Annotated in this window: 17 protein-coding genes and 1 pseudogene; 6 read left to right on the top strand and 12 right to left on the bottom strand. The window is 32.9% G+C overall.

From position 1 onward, the window contains the following. Nucleotides 1-33: 33 nt before the first annotated feature. The 10 genes from atpH to OA85_RS04995 form a co-directional block, all read right to left on the bottom strand. Nucleotides 34-567: an ATP synthase F1 subunit delta gene (atpH, locus tag OA85_RS05040; RefSeq protein WP_039108396.1), complete on the bottom strand. Its 534-nt coding sequence runs from the start codon at nucleotides 565-567 to the stop codon at nucleotides 34-36. A 5-nt stretch (nucleotides 568-572) separates the two neighbouring features. Beyond that, entirely contained in the window at nucleotides 573-1,073 is a 501-nt protein-coding gene (locus tag OA85_RS05035) for a F0F1 ATP synthase subunit B (RefSeq protein ID WP_039108395.1), read from the bottom strand. A gap of 87 nt (nucleotides 1,074-1,160) precedes the next feature. Beyond that, nucleotides 1,161-1,352, bottom strand: coding sequence for an ATP synthase F0 subunit C (gene atpE / locus OA85_RS05030; RefSeq protein ID WP_007136870.1), 192 nt, complete (start codon nucleotides 1,350-1,352; stop codon nucleotides 1,161-1,163). A gap of 95 nt (nucleotides 1,353-1,447) precedes the next feature. Then, the gene (gene atpB, locus OA85_RS05025; protein WP_039108394.1) at nucleotides 1,448-2,581 is read right to left on the bottom strand and encodes a F0F1 ATP synthase subunit A; all 1,134 of its coding nucleotides are present in this window, start codon (nucleotides 2,579-2,581) and stop codon (nucleotides 1,448-1,450) included. A 121-nt stretch (nucleotides 2,582-2,702) separates the two neighbouring features. Further along, the gene (locus tag OA85_RS05020; protein WP_039108393.1) at nucleotides 2,703-3,095 is read right to left on the bottom strand and encodes a hypothetical protein; all 393 of its coding nucleotides are present in this window, start codon (nucleotides 3,093-3,095) and stop codon (nucleotides 2,703-2,705) included. A gap of 113 nt (nucleotides 3,096-3,208) precedes the next feature. After that, on the bottom strand, nucleotides 3,209-3,436 hold the full coding sequence (locus OA85_RS05015; protein WP_039108392.1) for an AtpZ/AtpI family protein: 228 nt from the start codon (nucleotides 3,434-3,436) through the stop codon (nucleotides 3,209-3,211). Further along, nucleotides 3,405-3,812, bottom strand: coding sequence for a polymer-forming cytoskeletal protein (locus tag OA85_RS05010; RefSeq protein ID WP_039108391.1), 408 nt, complete (start codon nucleotides 3,810-3,812; stop codon nucleotides 3,405-3,407). Before OA85_RS05010 ends, OA85_RS05015 begins: the two co-directional genes overlap by 32 nt. A gap of 2 nt (nucleotides 3,813-3,814) precedes the next feature. Beyond that, nucleotides 3,815-6,442 carry a tetratricopeptide repeat protein gene (locus tag OA85_RS05005; RefSeq protein WP_039108390.1) on the bottom strand — a complete coding sequence of 876 codons (2,628 nt, stop codon included), beginning with the start codon at nucleotides 6,440-6,442 and terminating at the stop codon, nucleotides 3,815-3,817. Between the two features lie 238 nt (nucleotides 6,443-6,680). Then, the gene (locus OA85_RS05000) at nucleotides 6,681-7,376 is read right to left on the bottom strand and encodes an ABC transporter ATP-binding protein (RefSeq protein ID WP_039108389.1); all 696 of its coding nucleotides are present in this window, start codon (nucleotides 7,374-7,376) and stop codon (nucleotides 6,681-6,683) included. A gap of 61 nt (nucleotides 7,377-7,437) precedes the next feature. Next, nucleotides 7,438-8,907 (bottom strand): DUF5687 family protein, encoded by a 1,470-nt coding sequence (locus tag OA85_RS04995; protein ID WP_039108388.1) that lies wholly within the window; start codon nucleotides 8,905-8,907, stop codon nucleotides 7,438-7,440. A 123-nt stretch (nucleotides 8,908-9,030) separates the two neighbouring features. On the opposite strand from OA85_RS04995, the gene OA85_RS04990 reads away from it, so the two are divergent. The 6 genes and pseudogenes from OA85_RS04990 to OA85_RS04965 all read left to right on the top strand — a co-directional run bounded on the left by OA85_RS04990 (nucleotide 9,031) and on the right by OA85_RS04965 (nucleotide 13,728). Next, nucleotides 9,031-10,083 (top strand): ferredoxin--NADP reductase, encoded by a 1,053-nt coding sequence (locus OA85_RS04990; protein ID WP_039108387.1) that lies wholly within the window; start codon nucleotides 9,031-9,033, stop codon nucleotides 10,081-10,083. 213 nt (nucleotides 10,084-10,296) lie between these two features. Next, nucleotides 10,297-11,124, top strand: coding sequence for an AraC family transcriptional regulator (locus OA85_RS04985; protein ID WP_039108386.1), 828 nt, complete (start codon nucleotides 10,297-10,299; stop codon nucleotides 11,122-11,124). Nucleotides 11,125-11,233: 109 nt separating this feature from the next. Then, a complete protein-coding gene (locus OA85_RS04980; RefSeq protein ID WP_039108385.1) occupies nucleotides 11,234-11,809 on the top strand; it encodes a sugar O-acetyltransferase in 576 nt (191 codons plus the stop codon). 10 nt (nucleotides 11,810-11,819) lie between these two features. Continuing rightward, on the top strand, nucleotides 11,820-12,878 hold the full coding sequence (locus OA85_RS04975) for an alpha/beta hydrolase (RefSeq protein ID WP_039108384.1): 1,059 nt from the start codon (nucleotides 11,820-11,822) through the stop codon (nucleotides 12,876-12,878). Nucleotides 12,879-12,952: 74 nt separating this feature from the next. After that, nucleotides 12,953-13,096: pseudogene (locus OA85_RS04970) on the top strand (flavodoxin reductase); the annotation flags it as partial. Nucleotides 13,097-13,296: 200 nt separating this feature from the next. Continuing rightward, a complete protein-coding gene (locus OA85_RS04965) occupies nucleotides 13,297-13,728 on the top strand; it encodes a putative quinol monooxygenase (RefSeq protein WP_039108382.1) in 432 nt (143 codons plus the stop codon). A 135-nt stretch (nucleotides 13,729-13,863) separates the two neighbouring features. On the opposite strand, the gene OA85_RS04960 is transcribed toward OA85_RS04965, so the two are convergent. Both OA85_RS04960 and OA85_RS04955 read right to left on the bottom strand, forming a co-directional pair. Next, complete coding sequence (locus OA85_RS04960) at nucleotides 13,864-14,625, bottom strand: GLPGLI family protein (protein ID WP_052257145.1); 762 nt, start codon at nucleotides 14,623-14,625, stop codon at nucleotides 13,864-13,866. A 122-nt stretch (nucleotides 14,626-14,747) separates the two neighbouring features. Continuing rightward, on the bottom strand, nucleotides 14,748-17,531 hold the full coding sequence (locus tag OA85_RS04955) for an outer membrane beta-barrel protein (RefSeq protein WP_039108381.1): 2,784 nt from the start codon (nucleotides 17,529-17,531) through the stop codon (nucleotides 14,748-14,750). Nucleotides 17,532-17,729: the final 198 nt, after the last annotated feature.

Genomic DNA, 17,729 nt, shown 5'->3' with positions numbered 1-17,729 from the left:
TTTATAATTTAGACACTTAAATGTGTAATAAAACTAATTACTTAACTCTCTCTTTAATACTTGTAATCTGTTGGCTACTGAAGCATTGTACTGCTTGTCGCCTATTCTTAGAATAAATCCTCCAATGATTGAAGCATCTACTATATTTTCTATTGTAATTTTTTTATCTGATAATGTTGCAATTTTAGCCAAAACTTTAGCTTCTAATGCTGCATCCATTGTAATAGCTGTAGTCACTTGCGCCACTTCAACACCATTCATGATATCAGATAATTTACTGTATTCTAAAGCAATCGCTTCTAGAATTTCGAATCTTTTGTTTTCAAATAATAAATGAAATAACCCTTGAGTTACACCATTGATACCTGCAAAAACTTCTAACAGTGCTTTTTCTTTAACTTCCACTTTCATGGTAGGATTTTGAATAAAAGTACTCAATTCCAAATTACCATTAATTGTCGAAGCAATAGATTTCATATCGTTATTTACAACTTCGGCAACACCTTTTGAGTTTGCTAAGTCTAGAATTGCTTTTGCATAACGAATTGCTGCTCTTGTACTTGCCATAATTGTTAGTTTAACTTTACGTCACCTAACATTTTCTCAACTAATTTAGTTTGAGCTTCTTTGTTAGATAATTCGTCTTTCAATATTTTTTCTGCGATACTCAATGATAAAGTTGAAACTTGTAATTTCAATTCAGCCATTGCTGCATTTTTTTCACTTTCAATTGCTGCTTTCGCTTGCTCAATCATTTTTAAACCTTGAGCTTGTGCTTCGTTTTTAGCATCAGCAACCATTTTCTCTTTCATTTCACGAGCATCTTTAAGCATGTTGTCACGCTCTAATCTTGCTTCTTGTAAAATACGTTGGTTGTCTGCTTGAAGATTTTGCATTTCTTTTCTAGCGTTTTCAGCAGAAAGTAATGCATTTTTAATTCCTTCTTCTCTATCATTTACTGCATCAAGAATTGGTTTCCAAGCGAATTTTTTTAATAAGAATATTAATCCAACAAATATTAAAACTTGCCAAATAAACAAACCAAACGAAAAATCATTTATTAACTTATCCATTATATATAATTATAAATTTTTTATGTTTTAATTTTAAAAACAATAGTCACAACCAACCGTTGCAACTATTGCTTTTTTTAGTTTTAATTAAGATGCGAATAACGCAGCGAAACCAATACCTTCAATAAGTGCAGCTGCGATAAGCATAGCTGTTTGGATTTTTCCTGAAGCTTCTGGTTGACGAGCAATAGCGTCCATTGCTGAACCACCAATTCTACCAATACCTAAACCTGCTCCGATTACAATTAATCCTGCTCCTACAATAGTTGGAATTTGCATAATATATATATTAAAAATTAAACATTCTTTTTTATGGTTTAATCTATGATTTGTTTTTTCGTTGAAACGGTTAAACAAAAAACGATTAAACTTTTTTAATGAGCCTCGTCGTGATGATGCTCTTCGTTTCCTGCTCCAAAATAAAGTGCAGATAACATTGTGAAAATATAAGCTTGTAAAAACGCAACCAATATTTCAAGGATAGAAAGCGCAAACGCCAATCCAAAAGATAACGTACTACCAATCCAGCTTTTAAAGATAAACATTAAACCAATGATACTCATTAAAACTACGTGTCCAGCTAACATATTAGCGTACAAACGTATCATTAATGAAAATGGTTTGATTATTGTTCCTAACAATTCTATAGGTGCCAAGATAAATTTCATTGGAGTTGGCACACCTGGCATCCAGAAAATGTGTCCCCAATAATTTTTATTAGCTGTTAAGGTTGTAATGATATACGTTAAAATTGCCAACGATACTGTAATAGCAATATTTCCAGTTACATTAAATCCAAGTGGCATCAATCCTAAAATATTAAGAAAAAGAATAAAGAAAAATATAGTAAGCAAATAGCTCATGTATTTTTTATAGTTTTTTTCTCCAATATTTGGAATTGCAATTTCATCACGTACATACAAAACAAGAGGTTCAAAAATACGTCCTAATCCTGAAGCGATTCCGTTATTTTTAGCGTATGATTTTGCCAAACTTGAAAACAACAAAAACATAAACAAGGAAACCAACATTATACCAATAACACTTTTAGTGATTGAGAAATCTATCGGTCTAGCATTTGTAGGATGACCATTTTCTCCTTCTGTTAATTCTCCAGAAGCATCTGTTTTATATATTTTTTCGTGGTGTAACACATAATAATTACCATTGTGCTCAGCCGTTTCTTCACCATGATGGAATTTTGAAGAAGAAAAAACTTGCAATCCATTATCCCAAAGAATAATTGGTAATGAAAAACCATAATGCTCACCAGTTTCTTCATTTACAGAAAATGTAAAATCATGAGCATCCAAAAGGTGATGATTGATAAATTCCTTGATTTTAGATTTTACATCTGTTGGTTCAGCATGAGCTTCTTCTGACACTTCATGAGCAACTTCTGTTTTTACTTTCACAGTATCCACTTCAGGATTTGCAAAACTAATTAATGGAAGACATGCTACTAAAGCTACTAATATAAATCTAAGTGGTTTGTTTGAAATCACCATAACAGTTAATTATCTTAATTTATTACGTTTCTGAAATTTGGTGCAAATGTACATTTTTTATTAATATTCAAAAGCATATAAAAATTTATTTTTTGAAGCATTTGATACATAAACATCATATTTATTGCTTTTCGTTTAGTATGCGTATCGTTAGAACGGTTTCAATTGCTAAAAAGAGAATAAACATCGCAAAAAAATTCTTTCTCTCTATTGTGCTATTTTGGTTTGAAACCTGTAATAAAGGTCTTAGAATCAAGTAGCAAAAAATCATCTTAACGCTTGTACTTAATAGAAACGACATTCCTATGTTGTCAAAACTACGCTCTTTGACTTTCAACAAAACAATAAAGACTAGTATTGATAAACCTAAAAACAGTAAATAAAGGGTTTCTATCGAATAGTGAAAAGCTTTGTCATTTATGTCAAAAGCATAAAAAACAACTTTGTGAAGGATGTAAGCTAATCCGGCAAGTAACAATAGGTTTAAGAGCGGTTTGTAATTTTTTAAATTCATTGGGTTCGGTTTTTGCCGAGAAGGCACTAGGGGCAAAGTTATTTTAAATTTAATTTATCACAAACCTATTTGGTCTACTATTGATTCGTACTGATCTTTATATTAAAAAAAAATCATTGCGATTTATTGATTTCGTTAACTTGTCTGATCACATTATATAACGCTAACGCAACACCAACCATCACTAAAATTTTATTGTAATACACTTTAGGGCTGGGATGATTTTCGTCTAACCAATTTCCCAGATAGGAAAACAGAAAGATGATTGCTCCCATTTGAATCGGGATATTAATCAAGGCGAGCCACTTACTAGCTTGTTTTTTGTTGGGTTTGTTGTCCATCGTGCGGCATTAGATTTTTTATATTGGTCTTCATTGTACAAGAAGCACTAAAATCAGCACCCGGCTCCACCGATAGCTTCCCTACTGAAACTTCGCCATGAATACTTGCTTTCGATTTCACGTTTAATATTTCGGTGACATGAATTTTACCGTTGAACTTTCCTTCTATATCAGCATTTTTGCAAACTATATCACCGGTAACACTTCCTGCTGGTCCTATAACTATTTTTCCACTGGATTGAAAATTACCAATTAATTCTCCATCCAATCTAAAATCAGCCTGAGAAATAATATCACCTTTTATGGTGGTTCCCTCCACTATTCTATTGGTTTTACCCAAAAGATCTGTGTATGATTTTGGCTTTTTATCAAACATGATTATTGATTTTTAGGTGCTAAATACGCATCCAAGTTTTTCTTGATTTGAATTACTTTATAGTTTTCAGCAGAAACAACTATTGCAGGTTCATCAATTTTATATTTAATATTCTCTTTCATTGTTTGTGCAATATCTTTTGCATAAACCTCCGAATTAATTCCGTGAATGGTAATGAAATTTTCTTTTTCAGTATAAATATCAAAGGAATACGTTAGTTTTTGAATGTTTTCACTAGCAATAAACAGCTTGATTTTTTCTTCGATTGCTTTTGTAGTTTTATCATCTCTTGCTGCTGCTTTATAAATAATTTTCCAATTCTTGGCATCAACTGTACTAAAGTTCTTCTCTTCCAAAAACGGAATTTGAGTGGTCAGGATTTCTACTGCTTTTTTGCCTTCTTCACTGTTAGGATAATTATCCGCTAATTGCTGTAGCGCATTTTTATATGCTGTTAACCCTCTAAGTTTTCCAAGAGTAGTTGCTTTTAACAGTTCAAATTTAGGAGCAATTTCATCTCCGGAAAACTGATTAATCAAATCGTCAATTTTTGCTAACACTACAGTATATTGTTCCTCTTGATACAGTTTATACCATTTATTATAGACTTTCTCCGGTGATTCATTATCTACAGCTACCGAATTTGTATTGTTTATTATTTGTGCATAACGAGAATTTGGATACTGGGCCGAAATTCTATTTTTGATTTCCTCCGCTTTGGCAGCATCCGTAATTTGATAAATTTTATATAAATTATAGAGTGTCGGAAGAATGAATTTTTCTTCTGGATTGTTTTTTAATAACTGTTCCAATTTAGCGCTGGCCAATTGATATTCTTTGAATTTTTCTTTATAAATAATCCCAAGTTGGTAATAGGCAAAATTACGCTCTTTTGCAATGCTGTCAATCGCGGTTTGCTTTGTGGGAAGCTGTTTTAGGTAATAATCGGTGGTGTATTTTTCAACCGGTTTATCTGTTGCTAATTTGTCTTCCAATTTTGCTTTGTCCCCACCTATGGAATCATTCACAGCAAAATCAGTTTTGTTAGCGGACAATCTCCAATTCCCATTTGCAGAGCGGTCCCCCCATATTTTTTTAAACTCTAATTTTCCAAAAGCAATGGTCGTAGGATTATAAAAATAGAAAACACTCGCTGACTGTTGTCCCGAAATACTGGCCATAGTAGGTGGCGCTAATGATGATTTCTTCGCTGGTTTTCCTGGTTCCTGATTAGGAGAAGCCGCATCAATAGAAGCCGTTTTTGCATTTCTTTCTATATTTTCTTGTTTCTTTTTGAGTTTTTCGTCTAAAATTCTTTTGGCTTCATCCTCCTTTTTTAACTTGTCGATATAATTTTCGAAATATAAAACCCGGTCTGTTTCTGACAGAGCAACCACATGCAAAATACTGTCGTTCGTTTTAGCAATAGCTTCGAGTTGTATTACTTCGTCTAAATCTTTTCTGGTTTTTTGAATGTGAATGAATTCTCTGGTTTTAACATCCAGCTTTACTAAAGTACTGTCATAATATTTAGCGGCAACCGGATAATCGGCATTTTTGAAATACATATTCCCTAAATCCCTATAATTTGAAGCAATCAAATATTGGTCTGTTGTTGCTTTTTTCAGCGAAGCATTGTAAAAATTTAAAGCTGTTTTTTGTTTGTTGTTTTTATCATAAAACACCGCCTTTTCTCTATAAATTACATCTAGAAACGGTCTATTTTCCCTGTCGGCAATTAGTTTATTGTATGTTTTTAAAAACGCAGTGGTATCTCCCGTTTTATAATCGAATAATTGCGCTTTTTTGGCGTAAGCCTGAATAACATATTTTCTTTCGGATTTTCTATTCATAGCTATAACGGATTCATAGCTGTAAATGGCGCTGTCTTTTTTGCCTAATTCCTCGTACAATTGCCCAAGAATAAAGCGATATCTCGCTCTTTCGGAATTTACTTTCGTGTATTTCTGAGCTATTTTTAATTTTGCTAAAGCACTGTCTTTTTCTTCTAAGTTTAAAAAAGCCTCTGATAAAAGAGCATTCGCATCAGCAAAAACTTGTTTTTTTAGCTTTTTTTCCTTCAGCATTTTAGTCATGTTTTTTATTACCAAAGCATCGTTTCCAAGCCGCATATTGGTTTTTTCACGCCAAATTTTGGCTTCATAAATTCTGCTGCTATTGGGATACTTGTATAAAATATAATTGAATGCATCTAGTGCCGGAACGAATCTTTGGTCGTAATAACGGGATTTACCAAGCAGTAAATACGCTTCATCAATCTGACTGTTTCTTTCTCTTCCTCCAATGTTCATGGAGTGTTTTTGAATTGCCTTTGTGGCTTTGGTCTCGGCCAATTCAAAATCGGCATTTTTAGATTTTCCATCTGGTGAAATATCCTCCTCCATTTGCATTCTTTCGATAGGCAAACGCTTCCAAAAATTATCTTTACTATTTGCTTTTATACCATTAACACCTTTGTCTAAACCTATTTGCCCGTTATATAAAATATTATATTTCGTGCTCAAAGCATGGGATTTTCTCGCCAAAAAAGTGTCCTTTTTAGTAGAACACGCTACCAAAAACAATAAAAATCCTAGCGAAAATATATGTTTGAATGTGTTGGTTTTCAATGGTAAACGTTTTTTATCAATTAACTTCTAAAAATACTATTTAGTATAATGACTTGTAAAAATACGTTTCTTTTTGATATCGAGGAAATTATTAGGTTTCTTTTTGATTGCCGGTTTTGCTTTTGCGTGAGGGATAGTAGCGGAAATCCTTTTTTATTCTTTTTTCAAGAATAAAAAAGATTGAGAGCGAAAAGCCCGACCCGGAATTTTTCTTTCCGGGTCACGCCCAAATTAAATTTTAAACTGCAAAAAACAGTTCCAGTTCTTGCAACGTTTCAGCAGATGTTTGAATATCTTTCACGATTTCGCCTTTGTTTAACGCCACAATTCTGTTACAAACCTCCACCGTATGCATTAAATCATGACTGGAAACCAGCACTGTGACATCCGGATTTTCGGCTAATTCTTTGATGATTTTTTTCAATCTATTGACTGTTGTTGGGTCTAAATTAGCAAAGGGTTCGTCAAGAATTACCACTTCAGGGTTTCCTATAAGCGTGGCAATAATTCCCACTTTCTTCTGATTTCCTTTGGATAAATCCCGCAAATACTTTTTGTTTTTCAGGATTTCACCATTAAAAAACTCCTCGTGTTTGACCAGCAAGGCATCAATATCCGCTTTGTTTTGTCCGCGTAAATCGCCTATGAAATAAAAATATTCTTCGGGGGTTAAGTAGCCAATTAAAAAGCTTTCGTCCAGAAAAGAAGCGGTGAAAGGTTTCCAGTTTTCGCTAGCATTCACTTGAATTTCATTATTGATAATGTGCCCGGTTGAAGGCTGGATTAAATCCAATAGCAAACTGAAAAATGTGGTTTTTCCGGCGCCATTATTTCCTACCAATCCAAAACTTTGCCCTTTTGGGATTTCCAGATTTTCGATTTTAAGAACCGTTGTGCGGTTATATATTTTTGAAAGATCGTTTACTTGTATCATTTTTAAAAAAGTTTAATCGGTTATTTGTTGATTTGGTTAATCGCTTTATGAAAATTGACTGTTAACTCTTTTGTTTGTATGCCGCTATGGTTTTGTACTTCTCGGTTTTGTAAATTTTCTCAATTTGTGTGAAAACTTTATCTCTCAAAGCAAAACCTATTATTCCGGCAATGGCAACCATTGCTAATCCTAAATTAGGGCTCATTAATGTGGAACCAATCCAATAAAGTCCCAATGGCAATAGCAATTTTGGCAACGAAATCAACATGGTATTTACGTTAAAGGCTTTTTTATCTCCAAAAGCGCCTTTACTGGAATCCAAATCTATTGGCGTTTTTGTATAAACACCCGCTAGAAGCACCAAATGGGAATTGACTCCAATATTATAAATGGCGCCCACAACAATTGTCAGATACACTTGCCATCCAAAATACAAATAGAATGATGCTAAAATCGTAGAAATAACGGTTGCTATAACTATCAACCACCATTTTGAACTCAAATATCCTCGATACGGAATATTTTGCGTCATCATTAATTGATAATACGAACTGTCCCAACTAGGTACAAATTGTCCGAAAGTGAATAAAAAGCCACCTGAAACAAAAATACCTGCGAAAATGTGCATTATGGGATTGTTGTAGGCTTTGATTCCATTGGTAAAGAATAAAAAACCATAGAATAAAAACACCACACTCATAATCACTGTAGTTTTAGATCGTTTATTTCTTTTGATGAGTTTAATATCATTTTTCAAGAATGTTCCTAAAGTTCCAAACTGATTCAACCAGGTTAAATCTTCCGTTTTGGCGATTTGGTGTTTGTTTGAAAGTCCCGAATCAAGGTACAAGTTGTTTTTGAAATAGGTGAACGTAACAGAATACAACCCCATCAAAGCGAAAATTGGCAGTAAAAACATCCATTTTGTGTGAAATAAACCCTCAAAGAAAACCGTGGTATAAGTAGTAATATCAAAAACATGATAATACTGACAGCCACCCAAAACAAGAATAATTCCCACGAAAATGGCAAACAAATTGTCTTTATTATTCAATACAATATTTAGAAAATTGTTGATGTAAATCAACGAAATCATGGCTAAATGCCAAAGCAATACGCTCACCACATCATATCCTTCCATGATTAATACGACCGAAAAAGGCAAAAAGAAAAAAGCATGTGCATAATTAAAAAAAGACAACATGGTTTTGCCTAACGAAAAATGAACAATTGTAGGTTTCATAAACGGTAAAACCAATAAAGGACGAATGTTCATTACCGGAATTTTTTGCAAGAGCAAACGAATAATTAAATCAAATAAAAAGTAGTAAATCAGGAATTTATTAACGGTTACCAATGGTTCCAGATTCATTTTCTTAATAATATAAAAGGCTCCAATTCCCAAAGCCAAAAAAACTAAAGCAAAATAAATCGCCACAAAAAGCATCAAGATTTTTAAACCTAAATTTGTTGCGAAGGAAGCTGATCTCGTGAAAGCCTTCCATTCGAGATAGATAAATTTTTTGAACATGGTTTATAGTTTGGTTTCGTAATTGGTAGTAAAATTCTTGAAATGTTACATCTAATATAAAAAAATCGGCAATTATAATCCCCATTTATTTGTCGTTTCCTACTTTTGTAAAAAATTAATCACATGCCATCCTTTTTAAAACTTATTATAAAAGAAGTAAAACGTGAAACCAAAGATGCGGTTTCCATACTTTTTAATGTTCCCGAGGAATTAAAACCAAACTATACTTTTGTTGCTGGTCAATATATTAATCTTCGACTTACCTTAGACAATCAGGAAATTCGCCGTGCGTATTCTCTTTGTTCCGCTCCAGAAAGCGGGGAATTGCGAATTGCTGTAAAAGCAGTAAAAAACGGTGCTTTTTCTCAGTTTGCCAATACAAAATTGAAGGCAGGTGATGCACTGGAAGTAGGAAAACCAGAAGGGAAATTTACTTTTGAACCACAAGCTGACCGACAAAAAAATTATGTGGCTTTTGTAGCCGGAAGCGGAATCACACCCGTACTTTCTATCCTGAAATCAGTATTGAAAAGTGAACCTAAAAGTTCTTTTGTCCTTGTTTATGGTAACAAATCTCCTGAGGAAACAATCTTTCATCAAGAATTACACGATTTGCAATTGCAATATGTAGGCCGTCTTTTTGTGCATTATGTTTTCAGTCAAGCCAAAGCAGAAAATGCATTATTTGGTCGAATAGATAAATCGGCGGTAAATTTTGTTTTGAATAACAAACACAAGGAACTGGAATTTGATAAGTTCTATTTATGTGGCCCGGAGGAAATGATTAATACCGTTTCTGGTGTATTAAAAGAAAAAAACATCAAAGAATCAGCCATAAAATTCGAATTGTTTACAACTTCTTCTAAAGAACATAAAATCGAAAAATCATTAGAAGGTCATTCGAAAATTACTGTTATGGTAGATGATGATGAAACGACTTTTGAAATGTCACAAAAACAAACGATTCTTGAAGCAGCTTTAAAACAAGGTCTTGATGCTCCTTATTCTTGCCAAGGCGGAATATGCAGCAGTTGTCTAGCTCGTGTTACTTCAGGAACTGCCGAAATGACTAAAAACTCTATTCTTACTGATAAAGAAATCGCCGATGGTTTAATCTTAACCTGTCAAGCGCACCCAACGTCAGAAACTATTTATGTAGATTATGATGACGTTTAGAAAACGTAAAAAAAATTATAACGAAAACTTCTCTGAAAAGGGAAGTTTTTTTATTTTAGGGAGGTTTTGTAAAGCGACACCGCAAACCATTACAACTTGACCAGACACAATTTTAAAGTGAGCCTTACAGAAAGACAAAATGAACCTTACAATAAAGTCAGACTAAAGCAAAAACCTTAAATTTGTTCGTTAATAATCTAACATCAGCAAATTATGAATGTGCAACAAGACGATAGTTTAAAAACCATATCTTATTCTGGTATATTTTTATCCTGCTTTTCAGATTACAGCGAAAAATGTATTCACGCAACTCCAGAACACGTTTTGGTCTATCTATATTCGGGAGAACAAGTTATTGAAGATAGAAATAGGAAAATAACGTTACAGGCAGGTGATTGTGCATTTATCAGAAGAGACCACCGTTTGAAAATGTACAAAAACAGCAAAGACGAAGCGTTATACAAAGGCATTTCGCTTACGTTTAAACGAAGTATATTGCGTGAATTTTACAGTAAAATGGATAAAGCAGAAATCCCGAAAAACATAGCTGTTTCAGATGATTATGTTTTTAAATTACAACCTTCGCCAGCTATAGAAAGTTTGTTTCAATCGCTTACACCCTATTTTGATAGTAACATAAAACCAACGGAAGGTGTTACACATTTGAAATTATTGGAAGGAATTTATGCTTTGTTGAACAGCAATAAACAACTTTATCCCATCTTATTTGACTTTGCAGAACCTTGGAAAGTGGACATATTAGAGTTTTTGAATGAAAATTATACAGATGAACTTACAATGGAACAGATTGCGTCTTTTACTGGGAGAAGTTTGGCGACATTCAAAAGAGATTTTAAGAAAATCAGCAATCATACACCTCAAAAATGGCTGATAAAAAGACGGCTTGAAGCTGCATACATTAAACTAAAAGACGAAGGCAAAAAAGTTCAGGATGTTTATGTGGAAGTAGGTTTTAAAAACCCTTCGCATTTTTCTACCGCATTCAAAAAACAATACGGAATATCACCAACAGATATTTGATTTTTAATTAAAAATTGAGCTTCTCAGAAAGATTATTTGAGCCTCGCAGTAAAGTTACTGCGAGGCTTTATTTTTAATTTTGCTTCATAAACAAATAGTTTAAGAACTAATGGAAGTAACAACAACAGAAAACATATTCAGTAAGTTAAAAGCAGGTAAAACTATATCACCTAACGATCCGCAAGCTTATAAACTGATAGAAGCCTCATTTGAAACAAATAAAGTACTCGTTCAAATGAACAACTCTTCAAATCCAAAAGAAATAAGGGATTTGTTGAGCCAAATTACAGACACCGAAATCGATGAAAGCACAACTGTGTTTACTCCCTTTCACATCAATTACGGAAAACACACCAAAATTGGTAAAAATGTATTTATCAACTTTGACTGTGTTTTCTTGGATTTGGGTGGTATTACTATAGAAGATAATGTACTTATTGCTCCCAAAGTCAGTTTATTATCAGAAGGACATCCCATTTCGCACGAAGACAGACATTCACTCATTCCGCAACCAATTCACATCAAAAAAAATGCGTGGATTGGAGCTAATGCAACTATTTTACCAGGAGTAACCATTGGTGAAAACGCAATTGTGGCAGCAGGTGCAGTAGTTTCAAAAGATGTTCCTGACAATTCTATTGTAGGTGGTGTGCCTGCTAAATTCATCAAATCAATTTCTAAATAATAAAATAAATATGAGAACATTATCAATTTTAGCCCTTTCTATTCTTATGATAGCTGGACAGGCTTTTGGTCAAAAATTAAAAACAGAAAATACAGCAAAAATGAATACAACAGAAACGGTAGAACACTATACTTTTCAATTGGGTGATAAAGTAACACGTCAAAAAGTGAGTTTCAAAAATCGATACGGTATCAGACTTTCGGGCGATTTATATTTACCAAAAAATATGGGAACTAAGACTTTATCAGCATTAGCAATCAGTGGACCTTTTGGTGCCGTAAAAGAACAATCATCAGGTTTGTATGCCAACCAAATGGCTGAACGTGGTTTTATTACCTTGGCTTTTGACCCTTCTTACACTGGAGAAAGTAGTGGAGAACCTCGTAATATTGCATCCCCAGAAATCAATACTGAAGATTTTAGTGCAGCGGTGGATTTTTTAGGGCTACAGAAAAACGTGGATAGAAATAAAATTGGCATCATTGGAATTTGTGGTTTTGGTGGTTTTGCGTTAAACGCTGTAGCTGTAGACAAACGAGTAAAAGCTGTAGCCACAACAAGTATGTATGATATTCCTAGAGTTTCCTCAAAAGGTTATTATGATAAAACGACACTTGAAGAACGCACTAAAATGTTGGAATTGTTGAGCATACAACGATGGAAAGATGCTGAAACCGGAGCACCTAAATATGGTGCAAAACCTAATAAGGATACTTTAGCAGGAGACGAGCCACAGTTTGTAAAAGAGTATTTCGATTATTATAAAACGCCACGTGGCTTTCATCCTCGTTCAATTAATTCAAACGGTGCTTGGGCAAATACTTCTGCAATTTCGTTGATGAATATGCCAATTCTAACTTATCTAAAAGAAATCTCTCCAAGACCAATCCTGTTAATTGCTGGAGAAAATGCACATTCACGATATATGAGCGAAGATGTATATGAAATGGCTTCCGAACCAAAGGAGTTATTGATTATCCCTAACGCTGTTCATGTGGATTTGTATGATAAAGTGAATATTATTCCATTTGACAAGCTGGAAACGTTTTTCAAACAGCACTTAAAGTAGGTTGTTATTACCTAAAACTTAATCTTATGAAATATGTAGTAGCAACCGTTTTGGTGTTAGTTTCATTCACGCTTTGTTTGGCTCGTGTTACCTCAGGAACTGCCGAAATGACTAAAAACTCTATTCTTACCGATAAAGAAATCGCCGATGGTTTAATCTTAACCTGTCAAGCGCACCCAACGTCAGAAACTATTTATGTAGATTATGATGACGTTTAGAAAACGTTTCAATTATAACGAAAACTTCTCTGAAAAGGGAAGGTTTTAATTTTAGGGAGGTTTTGATTTTTAGTATATTAGCAGATTATAATCTATAAGATTTAGGATAGATTTGTGTTATAGAGTCACACATATAAACAAGCTACAAGAAACCTAAATTGATGCGTTGAAAATAATAATTTAAACTAAAAATAGTAAACATGAAAACCATTAAACTTATTAGTAAAATACAATTAAATCGAGTTAAATTGCTAACTGTTTTGGTTGCCCTATTTATATTAACCCTTTCATTTAGCAAAAACACTATGATGCAAGAAAAAATTCAAATGGTTAGATTAGCAAAAATTAAAGTTGACCCATTACAATTGGAAAAATATAACACTGCACTAAAAGAACAGATGACTAAAGCAGTTAATCTAGAACCTGGTGTGTTAACATATTATGCTGTTGCGAATAAAAGTAATCCTTCAGAAATCACAATACTTGAAATTTATGCCGATACAGATGCCTACAAAGCACACATTGAAACAAATCATTTTAAGAAATATAAAGAGACTGTGAAAGACATGGTAAAATCTTTAGAATTAATAGATGTAACTCTAATTGGTTCTGCTAAAAAAACTAATATGTAATTTCACCCGACCTGTTTGGATATGTCGCCACCTCGATAGCGCATTCTGTGCCCACAAACTAAAGGACCAAACAAAAGCTACAACTGAAAAAAATTCTGTTTCCGTAACACTATTCAAAATCAAGTTGTTACCCAATTATAGAAAAGCATTCCACAAAAAAAGATTTTTTTGTCTTTTGTTTTCTTCTTTATCCTCGCCATAGGTGTACCAATCCTTTGTTTTTTCTTCTATCAACGATTTTAGCCCCATTAAGTCATAGGTTTTTTTGGCTGTAATGGGTTTTATGTCAGATGTGGTGCTGCTATTTAAATCTATTTTGGTCGCGATAAATGAGGTGTATAATCTTGGTATTGAAAGTCCCAAAATCATACCCGGTAAACCGCTTATAGAACATGGACCGCCAGAAATGGTAATATCGTCTGTGTAAAAAGCAAATACATATACGTCATCCATTATTTTGCCTACGGCTTTTCGGCAATTATAACCGGCTATTTCTCTATGTTCATTTGTGATTTTCCATTGTATATTTGGTATGCTATCTGCTATTACAAAATTAGTTCCTACTATTTGTTTTTGCATATTCATTTTTCCTGTTTTAAAATCAAAATACCAAGTGTTTTCTTCATCTGCATCTTTTTCATGTTTTGGTATTCTTGTTTTTGGGCTCCATCTATCAAATTTGTAAATACTTTTGTTGTCAGCAAAAGTATAGGTGAAATAGGATATTTTTAGGTCCGACAGGTTGTCTTTCATCATCTCATCCCAACTATCATTGCTCATCGTTTTTTTGAGATTGGTATTTACTTCATATTCAATTACAGCTTTATCTATAAATTGTTGTGCTTTTGATGTAGTTGTAAAAATTAGTACAGTAATAAAAAAAAGTATTGATTTCATATGTTACTATTTATTGTTATTCCGTGAACTCGTTTTGTCTCGTTCTTTGCTTTTATTCTGCGTTAAAAAAAGCAAAATGACGTTGTCAAATTTGTATGTTTTATTTCAGAACAGTTACAAATTTATTTTTTTGCTGTTTCGCCTTTGTTTTTAAAATTCCAGGTAAAGCCTATCATAGCATATCTTTTGAGCCTATCATTTCGTTCCTCACCTATTACATTTTCATGAACATATCTATTTATGCCTATATTTTGATTCAAAATATCTCGTACCATGATATAAGCCGTAAACTCATCATTTTTGAAAGTACGTTGCAGCCTTGCATTCCACAATTGATTGGTAAGATTGGTTTGAAAATCGATTGTTTTTTGCCTAGAATATAAATTGTAGTCTGTGGATAGTTTCCATTTTTCTCTGAAATAAACCCCTATATCCAAGCCCAAATTATTGGTATTAAATGATTTTATTTCCTCGTTTTGAGAAGTACTGTTTCTGCTATTTGAAAAATTATTACTTAAACTAAATTCGTATTTCTTTTCTTTTGATTTATATAAATAAATTGAAAATCCTGAATTTAAAGTATTAGAATTACTAGTTTTGTTATTAATACTAAGTACTGATTTGTTATAGTTAACAGATGGATTAAGATTAACTTGTAAATCTATTTTTTTTATCTTAAATCCATATCCAAAATAAAAATTTCCAGAAAAATTACCGTTTGTGTTTATGGGTTTGGTAATTGTTTTAGCACTTTCTGGATCTATATCTTTGTTGTAAGAAATTAAATTAGAAGTAGTTCTAAAAGAAATACTCTGGTAAAATTGCGATTCTGTCAAAATACTATAACTACTGTTTGATAGGTTTATACTATTGGTAAAGGATTGCTTTAAATCTGGATTACCTACAATTTGATTAAAAAAATCTTGATTGTTCCTCAAAGGCTGTAATTGATCGATGGTAGGCTGTTTGGTTGCACCTTGATAATTGAAACGCAGGTTACTATTGCTTTTGTATTTATAAGAGAAATTTGCAGCTGGAAAAAAGTTAGTATAGCTGCGCTTGTATTCTTTGTTTAAAGTTTGATCTTGCAAATCAAACGAAGTAAAACCGAAACCACTTCCAAAACTATAATTTATTTTTTTGGCATTGTAACTCAATTTTATATTGGGTTTGTTTGTTGTTATTGTTTGTTTAAACTGGTTTGATAAAGAATTTACAATCAAATCATACTTGCCTGTAACATCTGAATAACCATACGTTAAATAATTGCTTTCGCCACTATTATAAGTTACTTGATGGGCGAATTGCAATGCAAATTTCTTACCAATAGGCTCCGTATAGGCAACGTTTACAGTAAGGTTTTGACTTGTTTTCTCTCCAATTTTGTTTTGATCCACATCATCCCTAGAGGAAAAAACACCTCCATCATAACTTTCATTAAAAGACTTCAAAAAATTATTTACATTCGTATTCAAAATATTCCAACTACTATTTACAGAAAATGTTCGACGGGCTTTGGCGAATTTATGTTTATACAAAATACTGGCAAACAATGATTCCTTATCCGAATTTGTAGTAAATGTTTTTTCCTGTTTGTTTTTTAACAATCCATCATTTCCCGTAGTCTGTCCGTTTGTAAATTCATCGCTATCGGTAGTATAAAAATTGGTTTTCGCGGTAAATTTTATGGAATTTATAGAATCTAATTTTACGTCGTAAGTAGCATTTAGTTTAAAATTACTTCTGTTTACATTACTTATCGTTGATGTGTTTTCGTTTAATTGGGTTTCTCCTACTTGTGTTTGGGTAATCCTGCTATTATTGTTGGTGTAAATTTGCTTATTATATTTTGGCGATAAATTCAATGTTTGTTTATCATTCCACTTGTTGCTGTACTGCAATCCTGCATTGGTGTTTTTGATAAAACCATTTTGAGTGTCAACATAAGGTTCATCATCAGTATTGCCACCTGTCCATTCATAATTTACATTTCCATCATCATCCATACTCATACTTATATCATTCTCTCGTCCACCAAATTTTTCGCTATCTTGCCAACCAAGTCCATCTTGACCCGTATTACCATTTAATAAAAAAGCAGATAGTTTTCTTTTGCCTTTAAAATCACTAAACATAAGATTCGTATTGTATCTAGAATCTACATTTGTTAATGGTCCGTTTGCAGCGTCTATTTTGCCAAAATACCCTTTCTTCTTATCCTCCTTTAATTTTAGGTTAATTGTTTTTTTTGTGTTGCCATCATCAATTCCTGTAAACTCGGCTTGATCACTTTTCTTATCAAAAACTTGTACTTCTTTTACCGCATCTGCTCGTAAGTTTTTTACCGCCATGCCAGGATCATCGCCAAAAAATTCTTCGCCATCAACCAATACCTTTTCTACAGTTTCCCCCATGGCTTTTATGACACCATTTTTATCTACTTGTATCCCTGGTAGTTTTTTTAGTAATTCTTCTACATTGGCATTGGCATCAACCTTAAAATCACCCGCTCTATAACTGGTAGTATCTCCTTTAATTCTAATGGAACCCGTCTTTATAATTACTTCTCGCAGCAGTTTTATTTTGCTTATCAAAGCAATTGTTCCTAAGTTTTTCTCATTTTCATTAACGATTATGGCATCTACATAATCGGCATATTGGCTATGCGCTGTCATCAATATATAGTTTCCTGCTTTTACATTTTTGAGATTAAAGTTTCCCTCTTTATCCGATCGGGTAAACTTGTATAAAATAGAGTCTATGGGAGTTAATAAAGCAATAACTGAATTGTAAACAGGTTTTTTTTCGCTACCATCCGTTAAAACACCCGAAAGGTTTGCTTTTTGAGAAAACGCTGAAAAAGAAAATAAGAACAAAATTGCAATTGTTGCTGTAATTTTTGGCATAAATAGTTTCTATTTTTATTGGATTAGCATTCAAGCTTTATAAAAGCAACTTCACCGAAAAAAGCAATCCTCTTTCACATCAGGTTAGTTTTGAGTGTAAAACTTAACGCACTTAAACCAAAAATAGTATTATTCTCACTAAAAATTTCAAATTTTTTAGTTATAAAAAAGTTAAAATTATTCTTACATAAAATAATA

The organism is Flavobacterium sp. AED (assembly GCF_000812945.1).
GTDB lineage: Bacteria > Bacteroidota > Bacteroidia > Flavobacteriales > Flavobacteriaceae > Flavobacterium.
The sequence above is the reverse complement of the archived record's forward strand: the minus strand, read 5'-3'. Positions and strand labels throughout refer to the sequence as shown.